The 20,466-nt window shown below is 70.3% G+C and carries 14 protein-coding genes; 5 read left to right on the top strand and 9 right to left on the bottom strand.

From position 1 onward, the window contains the following. Positions 1 to 2: 2 nt before the first annotated feature. The 7 genes from ACP93_RS16965 to ACP93_RS16995 form a co-directional block, all read right to left on the bottom strand. Complete coding sequence (locus ACP93_RS16965) at positions 3 to 4,079, bottom strand: CHASE domain-containing hybrid sensor histidine kinase/response regulator (protein ID WP_048491840.1); 4,077 nt, start codon at positions 4,077 to 4,079, stop codon at positions 3 to 5. Positions 4,080 to 4,383: 304 nt separating this feature from the next. After that, a complete protein-coding gene (locus ACP93_RS16970) occupies positions 4,384 to 5,625 on the bottom strand; it encodes a DUF445 domain-containing protein (RefSeq protein WP_053069787.1) in 1,242 nt (413 codons plus the stop codon). 148 nt (positions 5,626 to 5,773) lie between these two features. Beyond that, a complete protein-coding gene (locus tag ACP93_RS16975) occupies positions 5,774 to 6,616 on the bottom strand; it encodes a ParB N-terminal domain-containing protein (protein ID WP_048491842.1) in 843 nt (280 codons plus the stop codon). 165 nt (positions 6,617 to 6,781) lie between these two features. Beyond that, entirely contained in the window at positions 6,782 to 7,096 is a 315-nt protein-coding gene (locus ACP93_RS16980) for an EthD family reductase (protein ID WP_048491843.1), read from the bottom strand. Positions 7,097 to 7,288: 192 nt separating this feature from the next. Further along, on the bottom strand, positions 7,289 to 8,797 hold the full coding sequence (locus ACP93_RS16985; RefSeq protein ID WP_048491844.1) for a CoA-acylating methylmalonate-semialdehyde dehydrogenase: 1,509 nt from the start codon (positions 8,795 to 8,797) through the stop codon (positions 7,289 to 7,291). 26 nt (positions 8,798 to 8,823) lie between these two features. After that, positions 8,824 to 9,936 (bottom strand): alanine dehydrogenase, encoded by a 1,113-nt coding sequence (gene ald / locus ACP93_RS16990; RefSeq protein ID WP_048491845.1) that lies wholly within the window; start codon positions 9,934 to 9,936, stop codon positions 8,824 to 8,826. Between the two features lie 63 nt (positions 9,937 to 9,999). After that, the gene (locus tag ACP93_RS16995; RefSeq protein ID WP_048491846.1) at positions 10,000 to 11,376 is read right to left on the bottom strand and encodes an omega-aminotransferase AptA; all 1,377 of its coding nucleotides are present in this window, start codon (positions 11,374 to 11,376) and stop codon (positions 10,000 to 10,002) included. Positions 11,377 to 11,575: 199 nt separating this feature from the next. On the opposite strand from ACP93_RS16995, the gene ACP93_RS17000 reads away from it, so the two are divergent. Beyond that, a complete protein-coding gene (locus ACP93_RS17000) occupies positions 11,576 to 12,124 on the top strand; it encodes a cupin domain-containing protein (protein WP_017909934.1) in 549 nt (182 codons plus the stop codon). 70 nt (positions 12,125 to 12,194) lie between these two features. Continuing rightward, a complete protein-coding gene (locus ACP93_RS17005) occupies positions 12,195 to 13,697 on the top strand; it encodes an aldehyde dehydrogenase (protein ID WP_048491847.1) in 1,503 nt (500 codons plus the stop codon). Between the two features lie 164 nt (positions 13,698 to 13,861). Here ACP93_RS17005 and ACP93_RS17010 read toward each other — a convergent pair whose 3' ends face one another. Both ACP93_RS17010 and ACP93_RS17015 read right to left on the bottom strand, forming a co-directional pair. Continuing rightward, positions 13,862 to 14,359, bottom strand: a complete 498-nt coding sequence (locus ACP93_RS17010) for a DUF1203 domain-containing protein (RefSeq protein WP_048491848.1) — start codon at positions 14,357 to 14,359, stop codon at positions 13,862 to 13,864. A 170-nt stretch (positions 14,360 to 14,529) separates the two neighbouring features. After that, a complete protein-coding gene (locus ACP93_RS17015) occupies positions 14,530 to 15,120 on the bottom strand; it encodes a hypothetical protein (protein ID WP_048491849.1) in 591 nt (196 codons plus the stop codon). A 300-nt stretch (positions 15,121 to 15,420) separates the two neighbouring features. On the opposite strand from ACP93_RS17015, the gene ACP93_RS17020 reads away from it, so the two are divergent. The 3 genes from ACP93_RS17020 to ACP93_RS17030 are packed head-to-tail and all read left to right on the top strand — an operon-like array spanning position 15,421 to position 20,302. Then, complete coding sequence (locus ACP93_RS17020; RefSeq protein ID WP_048491850.1) at positions 15,421 to 17,103, top strand: OFA family MFS transporter; 1,683 nt, start codon at positions 15,421 to 15,423, stop codon at positions 17,101 to 17,103. Positions 17,104 to 17,117: 14 nt separating this feature from the next. After that, the gene (gene fdhD / locus ACP93_RS17025) at positions 17,118 to 17,957 is read left to right on the top strand and encodes a formate dehydrogenase accessory sulfurtransferase FdhD (RefSeq protein WP_048491851.1); all 840 of its coding nucleotides are present in this window, start codon (positions 17,118 to 17,120) and stop codon (positions 17,955 to 17,957) included. Beyond that, the gene (locus ACP93_RS17030) at positions 17,954 to 20,302 is read left to right on the top strand and encodes an FdhF/YdeP family oxidoreductase (RefSeq protein ID WP_048491852.1); all 2,349 of its coding nucleotides are present in this window, start codon (positions 17,954 to 17,956) and stop codon (positions 20,300 to 20,302) included. Before fdhD ends, ACP93_RS17030 begins: the two co-directional genes overlap by 4 nt. Positions 20,303 to 20,466: the final 164 nt, after the last annotated feature.

Here is a 20,466-nt window from a genome sequence, read left to right on the forward strand (position 1 = left end):
GCTCAATCGTGTGCATCGGCCAGCCATCGCCTGACGTTGGCCTCGGCCTCGCGGAAGGAAAAGTTCTCCAGCAACTGCTGCAGCTCGGCCGTTTGCGCCGGCGGCAGGACAGGCGCCAGTTGCCGTAGCGTCTGCTCGATGCGGTCCGGGTCGTCGCTGTCCAGCACCTGCAGCACCTGATACCAGGACGCCTGCAGTGTCGCCGGGTCCACCGCCGTGCCGCTTGTTGCCGCGGGTGTCGTCGGGACCTGCGTGGCGTCGGCGAAGCGCAGCACTTCGGCGGCGGTATCGGCCATCGCCGCGGCCAGCGCGGCGATCTCGGCTTGCGCCTGCGTCGGCGCCGTGCTCAACCGTTCTTCGAGGGCGGCGCTGGCGACGCTCAACGCTGGCAATGCCAGCGATCCGGCCGAACCGCGCAACTTGTGCGCCAGGGAGATGGCCTCGGCCAGCCGCTGCGTCTCCAGCAGGGTACGGACGCTCGCCGCTGGATCGGGATACTCCTGCAGCAGCTTCAGCAGATAGCGTCGATACGGATCGCGCTCGCCCCATAGCCGCTGCGCCTGGACGGTATCGAGCAACGCCGGATCGCTGATCGGCCAGTCGTCCGCCGGCAGCGCGGACGGGGGCGGGGCAAGCGGCAGCAGCGGCAGCGCGGCCAGGTTCGGCGGCAGGAAACGGCGGATGACCGCGATCAGTTCCTCGACCTGGAACGGTTTGGCGATGAAGTCGTTCATGCCGCTGGACAGCGCCAGTTCTTGCTGCTGGCGATAGGCGCCGGCGGTGAGGGCGATCACCGGTACGGCCGCCAGTTCCGGATCGGCGCGCAGTTGCCGGGTGGCTTCGTAGCCGTCCATGGTCGGCATCTGCACGTCCATCAGCACCACGTGGAAGCGGCCGGGATCGCGGCGCAGCCGCTGCAGCGCCTGCGCGCCGTCCTGCGCCAGGTCGACCAGCGCGCCTTCGCCTTCGAGGATGCGCTGCGCGACCTCGCGGTTGATGTCGCTGTCGTCGACCACCAGCAAGCGTGCGCCGGCCAGGCGTGCGACGCCGTCGCCGGGCTGCGGCGCGGGATGGTCGCCGTTGCGGCGCGCCAGCAGCATGCCGATGGTGCGCTGCAGGGCCGAGGCGGTGACCGGCTTGGTCATCACCGCATCCACGTCGGCGACGCCAGGCTGCTGCTCCTGGATCATCCGCCGCTCGTAGGCGGTGACCATGACGATGATCGGCTGCCGGTCCGGCGCCGATTGCGCGCGGATGCGCTGGGCCACGCTCAGCCCGTCCAGGTCCGGCATGCGCCAGTCCAGCAGGATCACGTCGAACTCGGCACGTTCCGGCGCGGCCGCGGCCAGTGCGGCGGTGCCGCTGGACACCGCTTCCACCTGCCAGCCGAAGCCGTTGGCGATGTCGGTCAGGCTGCGTCGCACCAGGTCGTGGTCGTCGGCGATCAGCACCCGCCGCGCCTGCGCCGGTTCGGCCTCGGCGGCTGGTGCCGGCGCCACCGCGAACGGAATGACGAAGTAGAAATCGCTGCCCTGGCCGGGTGCGCTCTGCACTTCCAGTTGCCCGCCCATCAGCTCCACCAGGCGACGGCTGATGGTCAGGCCCAGGCCGCTGCCACCGTAGCGGCGGCTGGTGGAGGTGTCGGCCTGCAGGAACGGCGAGAAGATCAGGCTCTGCTTCTCGCGCGGGATGCCGATGCCGGTGTCGCGCACCGAGAACAGCAGCTTGAGCTTGCCGGGTTCGGCGCCGGGGAAGGCGCGGACCGACAGCGCCACCTCGCCCTGTTCGGTGAACTTGATGGCGTTGCCCACCAGGTTGATCAGCACCTGGTTCAGGCGCAGCGCATCGCCACGCAGCCAGCGGCAGCCCGGCGGCAACGGCTCGACGATCATCTCCACCGGCTTGGCGCTGGTCGCCGAGGTCATCAGTGCGGCGATGTTCTCCAGCAACTCGTTGAGATCGAACGGCGCCGATTCCAGGTCGATGCGCCCGGACTCGATCTTGGAGAAGTCGAGGATGTCGTTGATGATCTCCAGCAGGTTGCGTGCGGACAGCTCGATCTTCTGGATCATGTCCTGCGCCGCCTGCGACAGGGCGCTGTGCCGCAACAGGTACAGCATGCCCAGGATCGCGTTCATCGGCGTGCGGATCTCGTGGCTCATGTTGGCCAGGAAATCGCTCTTGGACTGGTTGGCGCTCTCGGCCGCGTCGATGGCCAGGCGCAGCTCGCGCTCGCGGCGTTTCTGCTCGGTGAGATCGACGGCGATGCCGAGGTAGCCGATCACCCGGTCGTCGTCGTCGCGCAGCGTGCTCAGGGTGAGCAGCACCGGGAAGGCATGGCCGTCCTTGCTCAGGTAGGTCCACTCGCGGGTGTCGCTGCGCCCCAGCGTGGACAGCGCCGCCACCGACTCGAAGGAGGGCTGCACCGGCATGCCCGATTGCGCGGCCATGCGCTCGGCGCGTGCGCTCAGTTGCTGCGGATCCAGGAACAGGCCGGTGGCCTTGCGTCCGATCAGTTCGTGCGCGGCATAGCCGAGCAGCAGTTCGGCGGCCGGATTGAACAGGGTGATGACGCCGTCCGGGTCGGTGGCGACGATCGCGTAGCCGGCATTGGCCAGGATCGCGCGCTGCAGCGCCGAATAGGTGACCAGTTCGCTGGTGCGCTCGGCCACCTGTTGCTCCAGCGTGGCGTTGAGTTCCAGCACCCGCGCCTGCGCGCGCACCTGCTCGGTGACGTCGTGCAGCAGGTGCGAATGGCCGATGGTGCCGCCGCCAGTGCCGACGATCGGCGAGACGCTGGCCAGCACGTTGACCGGGTGGCCGTCGCGGTGGCGCAGTTCGCGCACGCCATCGCCGCTGTCGACCGGGGCGCGGATCTGCGCGCCCAGCAGTTGTTGCAGCGGCTGGCCGATCGCCTGCTCCGGGGTGTAGCCGAAGATGCGCATGGCCGCCGGGTTCCAGTGAGTGACCCGGCCTTGCAGGTCCTCGGCGACGATCGCCTCGCTGGTGCCGGCGACCAGCGCGGCCAGTTGGCCCTGCTCGCGCAGGATCAGGTCGCGGCGGCGCAGGCTGGTCAGGAAGACGTAGAGCAGGGCGGAGAGCAACAGGGCGATGCCGGCAGCCAGCGCACCGGCGAACAGCGGTGAGGTCTGGTCGAGCGAGCGGACGAAGCCCGGCGTGGCCTGCGCGCTGAGCCGCCATTGGCGGCCATAGACCGACAGGGTGCGCTCGGCGGCGGGGCCGCCGGCCAGCATCGGCGTGGCGTCGTCGCGGTAGAACGGCTGCGTCGGGGTCCGGCTGTCGGCCAGGCTCAGGCGCAGGTCGTTGCTGTGGTCGTCGGAGGAGGCCAGCACCTCGGCGATGTTCAGTGGCGCGTAGGCCCACCCGCTGGTGGCTTGCCAGCGCTGTTCCGCGGTCTGCAGCGGCAGGCCTTCGCGGTAGACCGGCAACAGCAGCAGGAAGCCGCCGTTGCCCAGCCCCGGTGCCTGGACCAGGCGGATTGGCGCGGTAATGGTGGGCGCGCCCGAGCGCGCCGCGGCCATCGCCGCCGTCCGCCGCGCCGGCTCGGAGGCGATGTCGAAGCCCTCGGCAGGATTGTTGGAGCGTATCGGCTGGATGTAGACGATGACGAAGCGGTCGCCGGGGTGCGGGGCCACTTCGCCGATCTGCAACGACGGCGCGCCATCGGCGCGCACCTGCTGCAGGAACGCGGCCTCCTCGACGCGTGGCACCCGCTGGATGTAGCCGAAGCCGCGCACCCCGGGGAATTCGCGCGGGTAGTCGCGCGAGGCGCTGTAGCGGGCGAAGCGCGCGCGGGAGATGCGGTCGCCACCGGCCGCAATCACCGCGCCGCGCGCGCCGCGCAGGCCGTGCTCGTACGTGTCCAGGCGTTGCCGCAGATCGCTGGCCACGTGCGAGGCCAGTTGCTGGAAGCGCGCCTGCGCCTGTGCGCGGTTGCGTTCTCGCACGCCGTGCGCGATCAGCAGGGCGGCGAGCAACCCGACGGCCAGCACGGCCAGGGCGGCGAGCCGCGCCAGTCGCGCAGGGCCGGCGACAGGTGTCCGGCGTGTTTTTGACATGCTCCCCCTTCCTTTGGCGAACGCGCGTTCGGCACGCGCATCGGCACTCCCCCGGCCGGTTGCGGAATGGCGTTCACAGTGACGGCGAACGTCCCGCGGGCCGTGCCCCAACGCTAGCGCGGGTGGTGCGGTCGCGCCAGCCCTGCCGGCGAAAGAGCCGAGGCGTGTCTACACCTTGCTGCGTGGATGGCACGGTGTGTCGTGGGCAAGCGGTCCGCGACACGGTGTGTCTGCATCGCATCGCATCGTGCGCCGGCGCCTGGCCGACCGCGCGAGCGGGGCATTGCATCCTCGACAGCCACGCTCAGCCAAGCAGCGTGACGGCAGCGTGCAGCGCCAGCCCGATCAGCCCGCCGACCAGCGTGCCGTTGAAGCGGATGTACTGCAGGTCGCGGCCCACGCTCAGTTCCAGTTGCTCGACCAGATGGCGTTCGTCCCAGCCTTTCACGGTCTGCGCGATGTGCTCGGTGACGCCGCTGCGCAGGCGCTGGGTCAGCCGCTCGGCGCCGCCGAGCAGGTGCTGGTTGAGCGCCTCGCGCAGGGCAGGATCCTGCGCCAGCGACTGGCCGAGCGCGCCAAGGGCGCGCTGCAGGTGCTGCACCAGCGCGCCGTCCTGGCGCGACAGATCCTCGCGCAGCGCGGTATGGATCTGGTCCCACAGGCCCTGCACGTACTCCTGCACGCCGGGGTGTTCGATCAGTCGCTGCTTCAGCGCCTGCACTTTCTCGGCGGTGGCCGGGTCGGCGCGCAGCCGCTGCACGTAGCCGCCGAGCCAGCGCTCGTAGTCCTGGCGCAGCGGGTGCTGCGGCTGCGACAGCACGTCCTGCAGTTCCTCCAGCAGCGCATGCGCCAGGCGCTCGGCGAGGGTGTCGGCGATGCCCTCGACCGGCTTCACCCACTCCACGGTACCGACCAGCTTGGGCCACTCGCGGCGGGCGTACTTGACGATCATCGCCGAGACCCGCTGCTTGACCGCGGCATCGTCCAGGTGGCGGCCGAGCCGGGTCAGCGCCTCGTCGAGCAGCGCCTGGTGGCGGCCGTCGGCGGTGAGCAGGCCGAGGATCTCGCCGGCGGTGGCGGCGGCGTCCCAGTCGCGCAGCCGCGCCACCACGAAGCCGTGGATGCGACGCCGCACCGCGGCTTCGTCCAACAGGTCCAGTGCCTGCAACGCCCAGCCGCGGGCAAGATCGGCCAGCCGCGCCGACTGCGCCGGTTCGGCCAGCCACTGGCCCAGCCGTGCCGCGGGATCGAAGGCGCTGAGCTTGGCCAGCAGCGCGCCCGGCTCCAGGAACTGATCGCGCACGAACATCGCCAGGCTGTCGGCGATGCGCGCCTTGCCGTGCGGGATGATCGCGGTGTGCGGAATCGGCAGGCCCAGCGGATGCCGGAACAGCGCCACCACCGCGAACCAGTCGGCCAGTGCGCCGACCGTGGCCGCTTCGCAGAAGGCACCGATCCAGGCCCACACGCCGTGCAGGCCCATGGCATGGCTGAGCAGGAAGCCGCACAGCATGGCCAGCAGCAACAGCACCGCCAGCAGCTTCATGCGCCGCAGTTGCGCGCGGCGCGGATCGGGGGGCAGGGCGAGGTTGGGAGACGCGCTCATGCGGCGAGTCTACGCAGTGCACGGTGAGTGCGGCTGCATGCGGCGGCCCCGGTATCCGGCCAGGGCAGGGCTTGCCTGTGTGCGTGGATCAGTCCGGCAACTGCGCGCGCAGCGCCGCCACTTCCTCGCGCAGCGCCTGGTTCTCGGCTTCGAGGGCGGCCACGCGCTGGCGCAGCGCTGCCGTCGCGTCGCCAGCGGCGTCCGCTGTCGGAGCCGCGTCCTCGGCCTCGGCCGGCGGCGTCTGCTTCGGCTTGCGCTTGGATTCGCGGGCGCGCTTGGCGGCCTGCTTCAGTTCGTCCTTGCCGGCCATGGCCGCGGCACGCTGTTCCTCCTCGGGCAGGCTGGCCACCGCGGCGGCGGCATTGATCGAAATCGTGCCGGACTTGACCGCTTCCACCACCTCGGCGGCGGCCTGCTTCTGGATCTTCTCGATCTGCACCACCTGGCTGTTGCTGAGCCGCGCCACGCGCGCCAGCTCGGCGCGGCTCAGCGGCGCCGGCGCATCGGCCCAGGGCGGCGTATCGGTGTCGCTCGCGGCCTCGGCGGCAGCGACATCCGGGTCGGCGGCGTCGGCCACGCGCGCGTCCGCAGCGGTCGCGCTGGCGCGCCGCTCGGCGAGGATCTCGCGCTTGCGCAGCGCCAGCACGCCGCGCTGGAAATCGGAGACGCTGCGCCGGCCCAGGTGCTGGTCGATCATCCACAGGTGCACGTCCTGCAGCGACTGGAAGCGGGTGTTCTGCACGGTCTGGAACGGCAACCCGTGCTTCTGGCAGATGCCGTAGCGGTTGTGCCCGTCGACCAGGATGTCGCCCCACAGCACCAGCGCATCGCGGCAGCCCTCGGCCAGCAGGCTGCGTTCCAGGGCGGCGTACTCGTCGGCGGTCAGCGGATCGATGTAGGCCTTGAGGTCTTCTTTGACAACGATGTTCATCAACGGGGCGGCACGGTGTGGCGAGTGGGGCGGCATTGTAGAGGGCTGGGATTGGGGATTGGCGGATTCGGGATTCGTAAGAGCGCCAAGCTGCCTGTCCGACACTGCCGCGCGCTGTCCGAATCCCTACTCCCGAATCTCCAATCCCGGCTCGCGTAGCGAGCCTTACCCGACAACCACCTCACTGATCTGCATCACCGGCGTCAGGTCGGTGTAGTTCTTGATGTCGCCGAGGATTTCGTCGGCATGCGGGCCGAAGCCGGCCTGGAACGCGTCTACCGAGTCGCTGAAGATGTGGCACATGCCGACGTAGGTCGGATCGCTGCCGGGGGTGCCGCCGGACAGGCCCTTGTCCACGGTGTAGCGCAGGCAGGCGGCGCCCATGCGCGCCTGTACCAGCGGCATGTGCGTATCGCGGTAGTAGGCATGGTCGAAACGAGCGCCTGGCGTGTACGGGTACATCACGCTGACCTTGATCATGGAGCGGCTCCTGTGGCGGCGGTGGACCCCGGCCGGACGCCAGGGTGGGGCAAGGCTACACCCGGGCACGACTGCGATTCGAGACTGGGGAATGGGGAATGGCAACAGCATCGGCTGCGGCTGCATCGTCGCCTGATGTGCACGAGACGGCGCTTTTCGATTCCCGATTCCCGATTCCCCATTCCCAGCCCTCTATCGCATCGTCGGCATCGCGAACTCGGCGCCGCCCGCGGCCTCGGGCCAGCGCGCGGTGACGGTCTTGAGCCGGGTGTAGAAGCGCACGCCGTCAGGGCCGTGCACATGCAGCGGCCCGAACAGCGAGCGCTTCCAGCCGCCGAAGCTGTGGAAGGCCATCGGCACCGGGATCGGCACGTTGATGCCGACCATGCCGGCCTGCACCTGCCGCGCGAACGCGCGCGCGGCGCCGCCATCGCGGGTGAACACCGCCGCGCCATTGCCGTAGTCGTGCTCGGCGATCAGGCGCAGCGCGGCGGCGGCATCGGCCACCCGCACCACGCACAGCACCGGGCCGAAGATCTCCTCGCGGTAGATGCGCATGTCGCTGCGCACGTGGTCGAACAAGCTGCCGCCGAGGAAGAAGCCGTCCGGGTGGTCGGACGCCCGTGCCGGGCGGCCGTCGACCACCAGGCGCGCGCCCTCGGCCACGCCGCTGTGGATGTAGCCGAGCACGCGCTCGCGGTGCGCGGCGCTGACCAGCGGGCCCATGTCCGGCTCGTCGTGGCCGGCGTCGGCCTGGCCCGCGCCCAGGCGCAGCGCGGCCACGCGCGGGGCCAGTCTGGCCACCAGCGCATCGGCCAGCGCGTCGCCCACGCACACCGCCACCGAGATCGCCATGCAGCGTTCGCCGGCCGAGCCATAGCCGGCGCCGAGCAGGGCGTCGGCGACATCGTCCAGGTCGGCGTCGGGCAGCACCACCAGGTGATTCTTGGCCCCGCCCAGCGCCTGCACGCGCTTGCCCAGCGCACTGCCGCGTGCGTACAGGTCGGCGGCCACCGCGGTGGAGCCGACGAAGCTCAGCGCCTGCACCTGCGGGTGCGCCAGCAGCGCGTCCACCGCCGGCTTGGCGCCGTGCACCACGTTGCACACGCCGGCCGGCAACCCGGCCTCGTGCAGCCATTCGGCCAGCAGCAGCGACGCCGAGGGCGCGTGTTCGGAGGGCTTGAGCACGAAGCTGTTGCCGCAGGCCAATGCCACCGGCAGCATCCACAGCGGCACCATCGCCGGGAAGTTGAACGGAGTGACGCCGGCCACCACCCCCAGCGGCGCGTATTCGCTCCAGGCGTCCACGCCGCGGCCGACGTCGTGCGAATGCTCGCCCTTGAGCAGGTGCGGGATGCCGCAGGCGAACTCCACCACCTCCATGCCGCGCACCACCTCGCCGCGCGCATCGGTCACGGTCTTGCCGTGCTCGGCGCTGATGCAGCGGGCCAGGTCGTCGGCATGGCGTTCCAGCAGCTCGCGGAAGCGGAACAGCACCCGCGCGCGCTGCAGCGGCGGTGTTGCCGCCCAGCCGGGGAAGGCTGCACTGGCGGCGCGCACCGCCATCTCCACTGCATGCGCGGCGCCCAGCGGCACGTGGCGCTGGACGGCGCCTGTGGCCGGGTCGAAGACCTCGGCATGTTCGTCGCCGCGGAAGGCGACGTGGTGGCCGTCGATGTAGTGGGACAGGGTGTCGCGCATGGTGCTCGATCCTCGGATGGACAGCGTCAGCCCAGCGCGTCCAGCGGCCGCACGAAGTCCTGGCCCAGCGCCTGCGCCACCGCGCGATGGGTGAGCTTGCCGGCGTGCACGTTGAGGCCGTTGCGCAGGTCCTGGTCGTCGCGCAGCGCCTGCAGCCCGTGTTCGGCCAGCAGCAGCACGAACGGCAGGGTGGCGTTGGTCAGGGCGAAGGTGGAGGTGCGGGCCACGCCGCCGGGCATGTTGGCCACGCAGTAGTGGACGATGCCGTCGACCTCGTAGGTCGGCTGCTGGTGCGTGGTCGGGTGGCTGGTCTCGAAGCAGCCGCCCTGGTCGATCGCCACGTCCACCAGCACCGAGCCGGGCCGCAGCAGCGCCAGTTGTGCGCGCGACACCAGCTTGGGCGCGGCGGCGCCGGGGATTAGCACCGCACCGATCACCAGGTCGGTGTGCGGCAGGCACTGCTCGATCGCATCGCGGGTGGAGTACAGCGTGGTCAGTTGCTGGCCGTAGAGTTCGTCCAGGTACTTGAGCCGCTCCAGCGATCGGTCCAGCACGGTCACCCGCGCATGCAGGCCCATCGCCATGCGCGCGGCGTTGATGCCGACCACGCCGCCGCCGATCACCAGCACCTGCGCCGGCTTGACCCCGGGCACGCCGCCAAGCAAAACACCCGAGCCGCCCTGCGCCTTCTCCAGCGCATGCGCGCCGGCCTGGATCGCCATGCGCCCGGCGACCTCGCTCATCGGCGCCAGCAGCGGCAGGCCGCCGTGGCCGTCGGTGACGGTCTCGTAGGCGATGGCGGTGCAGCCGGAGCGCTGCAGCGCCGCGGCCTGCTGTGGATCCGGCGCCAGGTGCAGATAGGTGAACAGCAACTGCCCGGGGCGCAGCAGCGCGCATTCCTCCGGCTGCGGTTCCTTGACCTTGACGATCATCTCGGCCTGCGCGAACACACTGGCCGCATCCTCGGCGATCCGCGCGCCGGCGCGCTCGTACTCGGCATCGGTCAGGCCGATGGCCTGGCCGCCGCCGCGCTGCACCAGCACCTGGTGGCCGTGCAGCACCAGTTCGCGGACCCCGGACGGGGTCAGTCCGATCCGGTATTCGTGATTCTTGATCTCTTTCGGAACGCCGACCAGCATGAGCGGTTCTCCAGGCAGACGCAGCGCGTGGGGAGCGCGGGCGGTGGGTTGGGTGAGGGGGGATCAGGGCGTGCTGCGGATCATGTCCGCCAGCACCGCGAAGATGCGCTCGATGTGCGTGGGCTCCACGATCAGCGGCGGCGACAGCGCGATGGTGTCGCCGGTGACGCGGATCAGCAGGTCGCCTTCGTGGAAGCAGCGCTCGAAGATCTCGTAGGCGCGCGCACCGGGCGCGCCCTTGCGCGGCGCCAGGTCGATCGCGCCGATCAGGCCGAAGTTGCGGATGTCGATGACGTGCGGCAGATCGCGCAGCGCGTGGATCGCCTCTTCCCACACCGGGCCCAGCTCGATCGCCTTGTCGAACAACTGTTCCTCGGCATAGGTGTCCAGCGTCGCCAGCGCGGCAGCGCAGGCCAGCGGATGGCCGGAGTAGGTGTAGCCGTGGAACAGGTCGATGGCGTTGGCCGGGCCGTGCGCGAACGCCTCGTGGATGGCGTGGGAGACGAACACCGCGCCCATCGGCACGCAGCCATTGGTCAGCCCCTTGGCGGTGGTGATCATGTCCGGGGTCACCCCGAAGCGCTGCGCGGCGAAGGCGTGGCCGACGCGGCCGTAGCCGGTGATGACCTCGTCGAAGATCAGCAGGATGCCGTGCCTGTCGCACAATTCGCGGATGCGCTGCAGGTAACCGTGCGGCGGCAGCACCACCCCGGCCGAGCCGGAGATCGGTTCGATGATCACCGCGGCGATGGTGGAGGCGTCGTGCAGCGTCACCAGCCGTTCCAGGTCCTCGGCCAGTTCCGCGCCATGCGTCGGCAGCCCGCGCGAGAACGCGTTGCGCTCCAGGTCCAGGGTGTGCCGAAGATGGTCCACGCCCGGCAGCAGCGGGCCGAACCCCTTGCGGTTGTTCGGCAGGCCGCCCACCGAGATGCCGCCGAAGCCGACCCCGTGGTAGCCCTTCTCGCGGCCGATGAAGCGGGTGCGCTGGCCCTCGCCGCGGGCGCGGTGGTAGGCCAGCGCGATCTTCAGCGCGGTGTCCACCGACTCGGAGCCGGAGTTGGTGTAGAACACGTGGTCCAGTCCCGGCGGCGACAGTTCCACCAGGCGTTCGGCGAGCACGAACGGCAGCGGCGACCCCATCTGGAAGGTCGGCGCGAAATCCAGCGTGGCGATCTGCTGCGCCACCGCCTCGACGATGCGCGGCCGCGCGTGACCGGCGTTGCAGCACCACAGGCCGGCGGTGCCATCGAGGATCTGGCGCCCGTCCACGCTGCGGTAGTGCATGCCCTCGGCCGAGGCCAGCAGCCGCGGCCGCGCCTTGAACTGGCGGTTGGCGGTGAACGGCATCCAGAACGCGTCCAGCGTGTCCGGTTCGCGGGTGGCCTGCGCGGCGTAGTGGTCGGACAGCGCCTGGGACGAGAGGGGCGGCTGAGGGCGCATCGCAGGCTCCACGCGAGGGATGTTGAAAAAACTTTACACCAAGCCGATGCGCCGGGTGTGACTCGGCGTGGCGCAGTTTGCATGAGTATTACGGGCATTTCCTGGCTGCGCCGCAACACGGGCGCGCGGCGCGAAATTGACCGCTTGGGGCGGGTGTGTAAAGTATCCCGTAACACCGCCACCGGCGTTTCCCACCGCGATGGATATCGGCGCCCGCCTGCACCGGGTTCGCACTGCCCATGGCCTGAGCCAGCGCGAGTTGGCCAAGCGGGTGGGCGTGACCAACAGCACCATCTCGCTGATCGAGCAGAACAAGGTCAGCCCATCGGTGAGTTCGCTGAAGAAGGTGCTGGACGGCATCCCGATCTCGCTGGCCGAGTTCTTCACCCAGGACCTGGACCCGGGCGAGGCCGATGCGCCGTTCTACCGCGCCGACGAACTGCCCGACGTCGGCAGCGACGGCATCCACTACTACCTGGTCGGCCGGCATCGCCCGCAGCGGCAGATGTGCATCCTGCGCGAGGTGATGCCGCCCGGCAGCGACACCGGCAGCGCGATGCTGGTGCACGACGGCGAAGAGGGCGGGGTGGTGGTGGCCGGCGAGGTGGAGATCACCGTCGGCAGCCAGGTGCGGGTGCTGCGCGCGGGCGAGGGCTACTATTTCGAAAGCCGGGTGCCGCACCGGTTCCGCAACGTCGGCCGCGAGACCGCGGTGCTGGTCAGCGCCAATACGCCGGCCACGTTCTGAGCCGCATGCGCATGGCGCCGCCGCTGGTTGCCGCCCCGTTCCGATCCTTCCGCCGCAGCAGGAGTTCCCGATGACCGCACCCCGCACCCGCGACGCCTGGCAGGCGATGGCCGACACGCTGCGTCCGCGGACCCAGGCCTTCATCGACGGCCGCTACGTCGACGCCGCCAGCGGCAAGACCTTCGACTGCATCAGCCCGATCGACGGCCGCCTGCTGGGCTGCGTGGCCGAGGGCGAGGCCGCCGACATCGACCGCGCGGTGGCCGCGGCGCGGCGCAGCTTCGAGGCCGGGCACTGGTCGCAGGCCAAGCCGGCGCAGCGCAAGAAGAGTCTGCTGGCGCTGGCCCACCTGGTCGAACGCCATGCCGACGAACTGGCCTTGCTGGAGTCGCTGGACATGGGCAAGCCGGTGCGCGATGCGCGCCGGGTCGATGTGGCGGCGACGGTGCGCTGCCTGTCCTGGACCGCCGAGGCCGTGGACAAGCTGTACGGCGAAGTGGCGCCGACCGGGCAGGACGAACTGGGCCTGATCACCCGCGAGCCGCTGGGCGTGGTCGGCGCGATCGTGCCGTGGAATTTCCCGCTGCTGATGGCGGCGTGGAAGATCGCCCCGGCGTTGGCCGCGGGCAATTCGGTGGTGCTCAAACCCTCGGAAAAATCGCCGCTGAGTGCGCTGCGCCTGGCCGAGCTGGTCGCCGAGGCGGGCCTTCCCGACGGTGTGTTCAACGTGGTGCCCGGCTTCGGCAAGGGCGCGGGCGAACCGCTGGCGCTGCACATGGACGTGGACGGGCTGGTGTTTACCGGGTCCACCGCGGTCGGTCGGCGGCTGCTGCAGTGCGCCGGGCTGTCGAACATGAAACGCGCGTACATGGAATGCGGCGGCAAGAGCCCGAACCTGGTGTTCGCCGATGCGCCGGACCTGGAGCAGGCGGCACAGGCGGCGGCCGCGGCGATCTTCTACAACCAGGGCGAGGTCTGCACCGCCGCCTCGCGTCTGCTGGTGCAGCGCTCGATCAAGGACAGCTTCGTCGAACGCGTGGTCGCGGCCGGGCGTGCGCTGCAGCCGCGGCACCCGTTCGACGACGACGCGGCGATGGGCGCGCTGGTCGACGAGACCCAGACACACCGCGTGCTCGACTACATCGCCCGCGGCAACGCCGAAGGCGCGCGCCTGCTGCTCGGCGGCAAGCGCGTGGAGGTGGTGCCTGGCGGCTGCTACGTGGAGCCGACCATCTTCGACGAGGTCGGCCACGAGCACACCATCGCCCGCGAGGAGATCTTCGGCCCGGTGCTGTCGGTGATCGCCTTCGACGACGAGGCGCACGCCCTGCGCATGGCCAACGACAGCGACTACGGCCTGGCGGCGGGCGTGTGGACCCGCGACATCGGCCGCGCGCACCGGGTGGCGCGCAAGCTGCGCGCCGGCAGCGTGTGGGTGAACTACTGGGACGGCGGCGACATGACCGCCCCGTTCGGCGGCTACAAGCAATCGGGCAACGGCCGCGACAAGTCGCTGCACGCCTTCGACAAGTACACGGAGATGAAGGCGACCTGGATCAATCTGGGTGAGTAGCGGGGATTGGGGAGTCGGGATTGGGGATTGGTGAAAAGCGCAGCTGCGGGCGCGGATGTCGTAGGAGCGGCTTCAGCCGCGACGGGCTTTCCCGGGAAGGCCCGTCGCGGCTGAAGCCGCTCCTACGACGGCAACGGCGGCGTTCCAGATCGCGGTACAGCCAATTATCCCCAATCCCGAATCCCCACTCCCGGCTCCCTCTCCACCCGGCACGCAAAACAGCCCTGCCGCGCATGATGCAGATGCAGGTAGCGCACCTGCGGATCGGCGAAGGCGCAGGCGATCGCGGTGGCGATGCGCTCGCCCGGCTGCACGTCGGCGGCGATCAGCATGTCGCCGGCGTCGTAGCCGCGCAGCGAGATCAGGCGGCGCACGATGGCATCGGGTACTTCGCCCGGTGCCGGTGCGGCAGTGGCGACGTGGCGGCGCACGTAGATCGGTCCGGCGGCGCGGTACGGCGTCTGCGCGGGCTGGTGCAGGTAGTGCAGCAACAGCAGTTCCTCGCCGGGCTGCGCGTCCTCCAGGCTGATCCGGCACGGATAGCCGAGCGCGCTGTCGGCGCGCAGACGCCGCGCGTGACGCGCCTGCAACTGCGCGTCGTCGAGATCGAACAACGGCGCGAATGGCGCGGCCGGCAGGCCGACACAACGGAAGCTGGCCATGGGCGCTCCGGGAACGGATGGAGCGTGCAGGGTGCCGGTCGCGGCGATCCGGCGCTGGCCGCATTCGGACGTGGCATTGGCTGGGCACCGCGACCGGCGCGTTGCACAGCACCCGGGCAGGTCGCGTGCATCGGCGACCATGCCGCGTCGCCCTGCGGTGCGTTGCCGCCTCAGCGCGGGACGTAATCGGCGAAGGCCACCGGATGCTTCGGATCGGCCGACTGCACCTGGTCGCCATCCTTGACCAGCGCTTCGGCGTCGGGCGATGGATTCGGGTTGAGTTCCCAGCGTTGCTGGATGCGCTTGTGGAACAACCACTGCTTGCGCTGCGGGTCGTAGCGGAAGGTGATGAAGTCGGTCCAGTGCTGGCCGCAGGAGACCCCGTTCTGCACGGTGAAATAGCGGCCCTTGGCGGCGAATGGTTCGTCGCTGTCGGTGAACGGGTCGCACTGGCCGCCCTCGTCGCGCTTGAGGATCACCCGGTCGTTGCGCGCCGCCAGCCGGTAATGGCCGTCGCCCTGCTGCACGAAGATCAGCAGTGGCCGCGCCGGCGCCGGATCGCGCTGCGCCTCGCCACGCTGCTGCAGCGCGACCAGGTAGTCGGCACGGCCGTCGCCATCGAGATCGGCCTGCAGCTGCGCCAGCGGCTGGTAGCCGGCCGGCACCTGCTGCAGCACGTTGGTGGGCAGCGCGGCGGCATGGGCGAGGTGGCTGCCGAGCAAAAGACTGGCGGCGAGGCCGAAGCGGTAGGGGACGGGCATGGGACCATTTCGCAGGCGAGGGGGGCGCAAGCCTAACCGACCGGCACGCAACGGCGGAATCGCGCCTGCGCCGGCGCGGCGGGCACGGGCAGATCGGTCGCGCCGCGTCTGGCCATCGTGCACTGCACAAGGACTGGCGTGCCGCACACTTCCGGCGGATGGCGCGGCACCACTGCGCGTTTTGTACTACGCTCGGCGCGTGCGGTCGCGCGTCGGCGGGCCGTTCGCAGGCGGCATCGTGCAGAGGCCGCCGGCACGTCATCCGCACCCAGGGCGCCGACGCATCCGAGGGGATACCAGATGAACGACTTGCACCGCGTTGCCGGTTCCGCGCCGACCGATCGCGCCGGCCTGCTCTCGAAGGAACGCATCGTTGCCGGGCCGGGCTTCAACCGCTGGCTGGTGCCGCCGGCGGCATTGGCGATCCACCTGTGCATCGGCATGGCCTACGGCTTCAGCGTGTTCTGGCTGCCGCTGTCCAAGGCACTCGGCATCACCGAGGCGGTGGCCTGCCCGGCCGACATGGGCTTCCTGGCGCGCATCGTCTCGGCCAGTTGCGACTGGAAAATCAGCGAACTGCAGTGGATGTACACGCTGTTCTTCGTGTTGCTGGGCTGCTCGGCGGCGCTGTGGGGCGGCTGGCTGGAACGCGCCGGCCCGCGCAAGGCTGGCGTGGTCGCGGCGCTGTGCTGGTGCGGCGGGCTGGTGATCTCGGCGCTGGGCATCCACCTGCACCAGATCTGGCTGCTGTGGCTTGGCTCGGGCGTGATCGGCGGCATCGGCCTGGGGCTGGGCTACATCTCGCCGGTGTCGACACTGATCAAGTGGTTCCCGGACCGCCGCGGCATGGCCACCGGCATGGCGATCATGGGCTTCGGCGGCGGCGCGATGATCGGCAGCCCGCTGGCCGACGCGCTGATGCGGCATTTCGCCGGCCCCGACTCGGTGGGCGTGAAGGAAACCTTCCTGGTGATGGCCGGGCTGTATTTCGTGTTCATGATGGCCGGCGCGTTCGGCTATCGGGTGCCGCCGAGCGGCTGGACGCCGGTCGGCTGGAGCGCGCCGACCGCCAGCGCCAACGCCATGATCACCGCCCACCACGTGCACGTGCGCAAGGTCTGGGGCATCCCGCAGTTCTGGCTGTTGTGGGGCGTGCTGTGCCTGAACGTGTCCGCCGGTATCGGCGTGATCGGCATGGCCTCGCCGATGCTGCAGGAGGTGTTCGGCGGCCGCCTGATCGGGGTGAACGCCGGCTTCGCGAGCCTGGACACCACGCAACTGGCCGCCATCGCCGCCATCGCCGCCGGCTTCACCGGCCTGCTCAGCCTGTTCAACATCGGCGGGCGCTTCTTCTGGGCCAGCATGTCCGACAAGCTCGGCCGCAAGCACACCTACTCGCTGTTCTTCGTGCTCGGCATCGCGCTGTACGCGGCCGCGCCGTGGGCCGGCAAGGTCGGCGGCAGTGCGCTGTTCGTCGGCATCTTCTGCGTGATCGTGTCGATGTACGGCGGCGGCTTCGCCACCATTCCGGCGTACCTGGCCGACCTGTTCGGCACGCAGATGGTCGGCGCCATCCACGGCCGCCTGCTGACCGCCTGGGCCACCGCCGGCATCCTCGGCCCGGTGGTGGTCGGCTACATGCGCGAGTACCAGCTGGGCATGGGCGTGCCACCGTCACAGGTGTACAACACCACCATGTACATCCTGGCCGGGATGCTGGTGCTGGGCCTGATCTGCAACCTGCTGGTACGGCCGGTGGCGGCCAGGCACTTCATGACCCCGCAGGAGCTGGCCGCGGAGAAGCAGCTGGCCCACGAGCGGGTCGGCAGCAGCGGCCAGGCGGCGCCCAACGCGGCGCAGCTGGCGCTGGTCGGCCGCGGCGGCAATCCGCTGCTGCTGGCGCTGGCCTGGCTGGCGGTCGGGGTGCCGATGCTGTGGGGCATCTGGGTCACCCTGCAGAAAGCGTTCGTGCTGTTCCACTGAGTCGGAGGGTCGTCATGCACGCGGGTGCGTCATCCAGGCCAGGCGCGGTCGCCCGCGGCGTGCGCCGCCATCGCGACGGGCGCACGGCCATCGCCCAGGACCTGGTGGCCGCCGAGGTGCCGGTGGCGTTCGCCTACAACGACACCCCGTTCGTGGTGATGATGGCCACGCCGGAGGATCTGGAGGATTTCGCGCTGGGCTTCTCGCTCAGCGAGGGCATCGTCGAGACGCCGGCGCAGTTGCGCATCGAGGCCGTGGAAACCTACTTGGAAGGCGTGTCGTTGCGCCTGCGGATTCCGTCGGCACAGGCTGCGGCGTTGCAGGCGCGACGCCGCAATCTCGACGGGCGCAGCGGCTGCGGCGTGTGCGGCAGCGAGTCGCTGGAGGCGGTGCTGCGCACGCCGCGGCCGGTGTCGGCCGGCGCGCCGATCGCCGCTGCGGCGCTGGCCCATGCCTTGCGCGCGCTGCGCGCGCAGCAGACGCTCAACGCGCTCACCGGCGCCACCCATGCCGCAGCCTGGGCCGATGCGCAGGGCGAGTTGCAGCTGATCCGCGAGGACGTCGGCCGCCACAACGCGCTGGACAAGCTGATCGGGGCATTGGCCGGCGCCCGCCTCGAACCGGGCGCCGGCTTCGCCGTGGTCACCAGTCGCGCCAGTTACGAGATGGCGATGAAGGCCACCCAGGCCGGCATCCCGCTGCTGGCCGCCATTTCCGCACCCACCGCACTGGCCATCGCGCTCGCCGACAGCGCCGGCCTCACCCTGATCGGCTTCGCCCGCGATCACGATTACGTCGTCTACAGCCATCCGCAGCGCCTAGCGCAGACCGAACCCGCCGGAGAGCCCGCATGAGCAAGAAGACCATCCAGCCATACACGCAACCGGCCGGCGGTTGGGGCGCCTTGCGCGCCGTGGCCAAGCACCTGATGGAGCAGGACGTGGCGGTGCAGGGCGCCAAGACCCTGCTGCACGCCAATCAGCCCGACGGCTTCGACTGCCCTGGCTGCGCCTGGCCCGACCGCGACCACACCTCGACCTTCGAATTCTGCGAGAACGGCGCCAAGGCGGTGGCCGCCGAATCCACCGCACGCCGCGCCACCCCGGAGCTGTTCGCCCAGCACAGCGTCGCGCAACTGGCGCGCTACAGCGACTACTGGCTGGAAGGGCAGGGCCGGCTGACCCAGCCGCTACGCTACGACGCCGACACCGATCACTACGTGCCGATCGACTGGGACGCGGCGTTCGCGCTGATCGCCGAGCATCTCAATGGCCTGGCCTCGCCGGACGAAGCGATCTTCTACACCTCCGGCCGCACCAGCAACGAAGCGGCGTTCCTGTACCAGCTGTTCGTGCGCGAGTTCGGCACCAACAACTTCCCGGACTGCTCCAACATGTGCCACGAGCCGTCCGGCACTGCGCTCAAGGCGCAGATCGGGGTGGGCAAGGGCACCGTCTCGCTGCAGGATTTCGAGCTGGCCGATGCGATCTTCATCTTCGGCCAGAACCCCGGCACCAACCATCCGCGCATGCTCGGCGAACTGCGCCAGGCGGCCAAGCGCGGCGCGGCCATCGTTTCGTTCAACCCGCTGCGCGAACGCGGCCTGGAGAAGTTCGCCGATCCGCAGGACAAGCTGCAGATGCTGCACAACGGCTCCACGCGCATCTCCTCGGACTACTTCCAGCTCAAGATCGGCGGCGACCTGGCAGCGGTGAAGGGCATCATCAAGCACGTGCTGGAGCGCGACGCCGAAGCAGCCAGCGGCGGTCAGCCGCGGCTGCTGGACCTGGCGTTCATCGCCGACCATACCGTCGGCTTCGAGGCCTTTGCCGCCGAGGTCGCGGCCGAACCGTGGGACACCATCGTCGAGGAATCGGGGCTGAGCGAGGCCGAACTGCGCAAGGCCGGCGAGATCTACCTCAAGGCCGAGCGGCTGATCGCCTGCTGGGGCATGGGCATCACCCAGCACAAGCATTCGGTGGCGACCATCCAGATGATCGCCAACCTGCTGCTGCTGCGCGGCCATCTCGGTCGCCCCGGCGCCGGTGCGTGCCCGGTGCGCGGGCACAGCAACGTGCAGGGCGACCGCACCATGATGATCTACGAGAAGCCGCCAGAGGCGTTCCTGGATCGGCTGCAGACGGTGTTCGGCTTCGCCCCGCCGCGCGCGCCCGGCTACGACACCGTCGGCGCGATCGAGGCGATGGCCGACGGCCGCGCCAAGGTGTTCTTCGCCATGGGCGGCAATTTCGCCACCGCCACGCCCGACACCGAGGCCACCCACCGCGCGCTGCGCCGCTGCGAGCTGACCGTGCACGTCACCACCAAGCTCAACCGCAGCCACCTGGTGCACGGCCGCGACGCGCTGATCCTGCCGTGCCTGGGCCGCACCGAAATCGACATCCAGGAGGGCGGGCCGCAGCACGTGAGCGTCGAGGATTCGATGAGCATGGTGCACCTGTCCGGCGGCATCAATCCGCCGGCCTCGCCGCAGCTGCTGTCCGAGCCGGCGATCGTGGCGGGACTCGCCGAGGCCACGCTCGGCACGCGCAGCGCAATACGCTGGCGCTGGCTGGTGGCCGACTACGACCGCATCCGCGACCTGATCGGGCAGATGTTCGACGACTTCGCCGACTTCAACGCGCGGGTGCGGGTCCCGGGCGGCTTCCGCCTATCCAATGGCGCGCGCGACCGCGTGTGGGACACGCCCGAAGGCCGCGCCGTCTTCAAGGTGCATGCGGTGCCCACCGACAACCCGATCCACCGCGCGCGCCGGCAGCATCCGGGCGAACTGGTGTTCACCCTGGCCACCACGCGCTCGCACGACCAGTACAACACCACCATCTACGGCCTGGACGACCGCTACCGCGGCGTGTTCGGCGAGCGCCGGGTGTTGTTCATCCACGCGGCCGACATCGCCGACCTGGGCATGCGCGCCGGCGACTGGGTGGACCTGCACAGCCTCTGCGAGGATGGTGTGCCGCGCCAGGCCAAGCGCTTCATGTTGGTCGAGTACAACATCCCGCGCGGCTGCCTGGCCGCCTACTATCCGGAGACCAATGCGCTGGTGCCCCTGTCCAGCTTCGCCGACGAGGCGCGCACCCCGACTTCCAAGTCGATTCCGGTGGTGGTCACCGCACATCTGGCCGAGGCCGGTGCGACGGCGCCGCGTGACATCGGTGTGGCGCTTGTCCGCTGATCCGCTGCTGACCACGCGTCTGCTGCAACTGCTGGCCGAGGCGCCGGAGGGGATGGCACTGGCGCGCGTGTGCAAACGCCTGGACGTGCGCATGAGCGTGCTGTTGCGCACCCTGGCCTGGCTCGGCGATGCCGAACTCGCCGAGCCAGGCCAGGGTGCGCAAC

The organism is Xanthomonas sp. NCPPB 1128, assembly GCF_001043115.1.
GTDB lineage: Bacteria > Pseudomonadota > Gammaproteobacteria > Xanthomonadales > Xanthomonadaceae > Xanthomonas_A.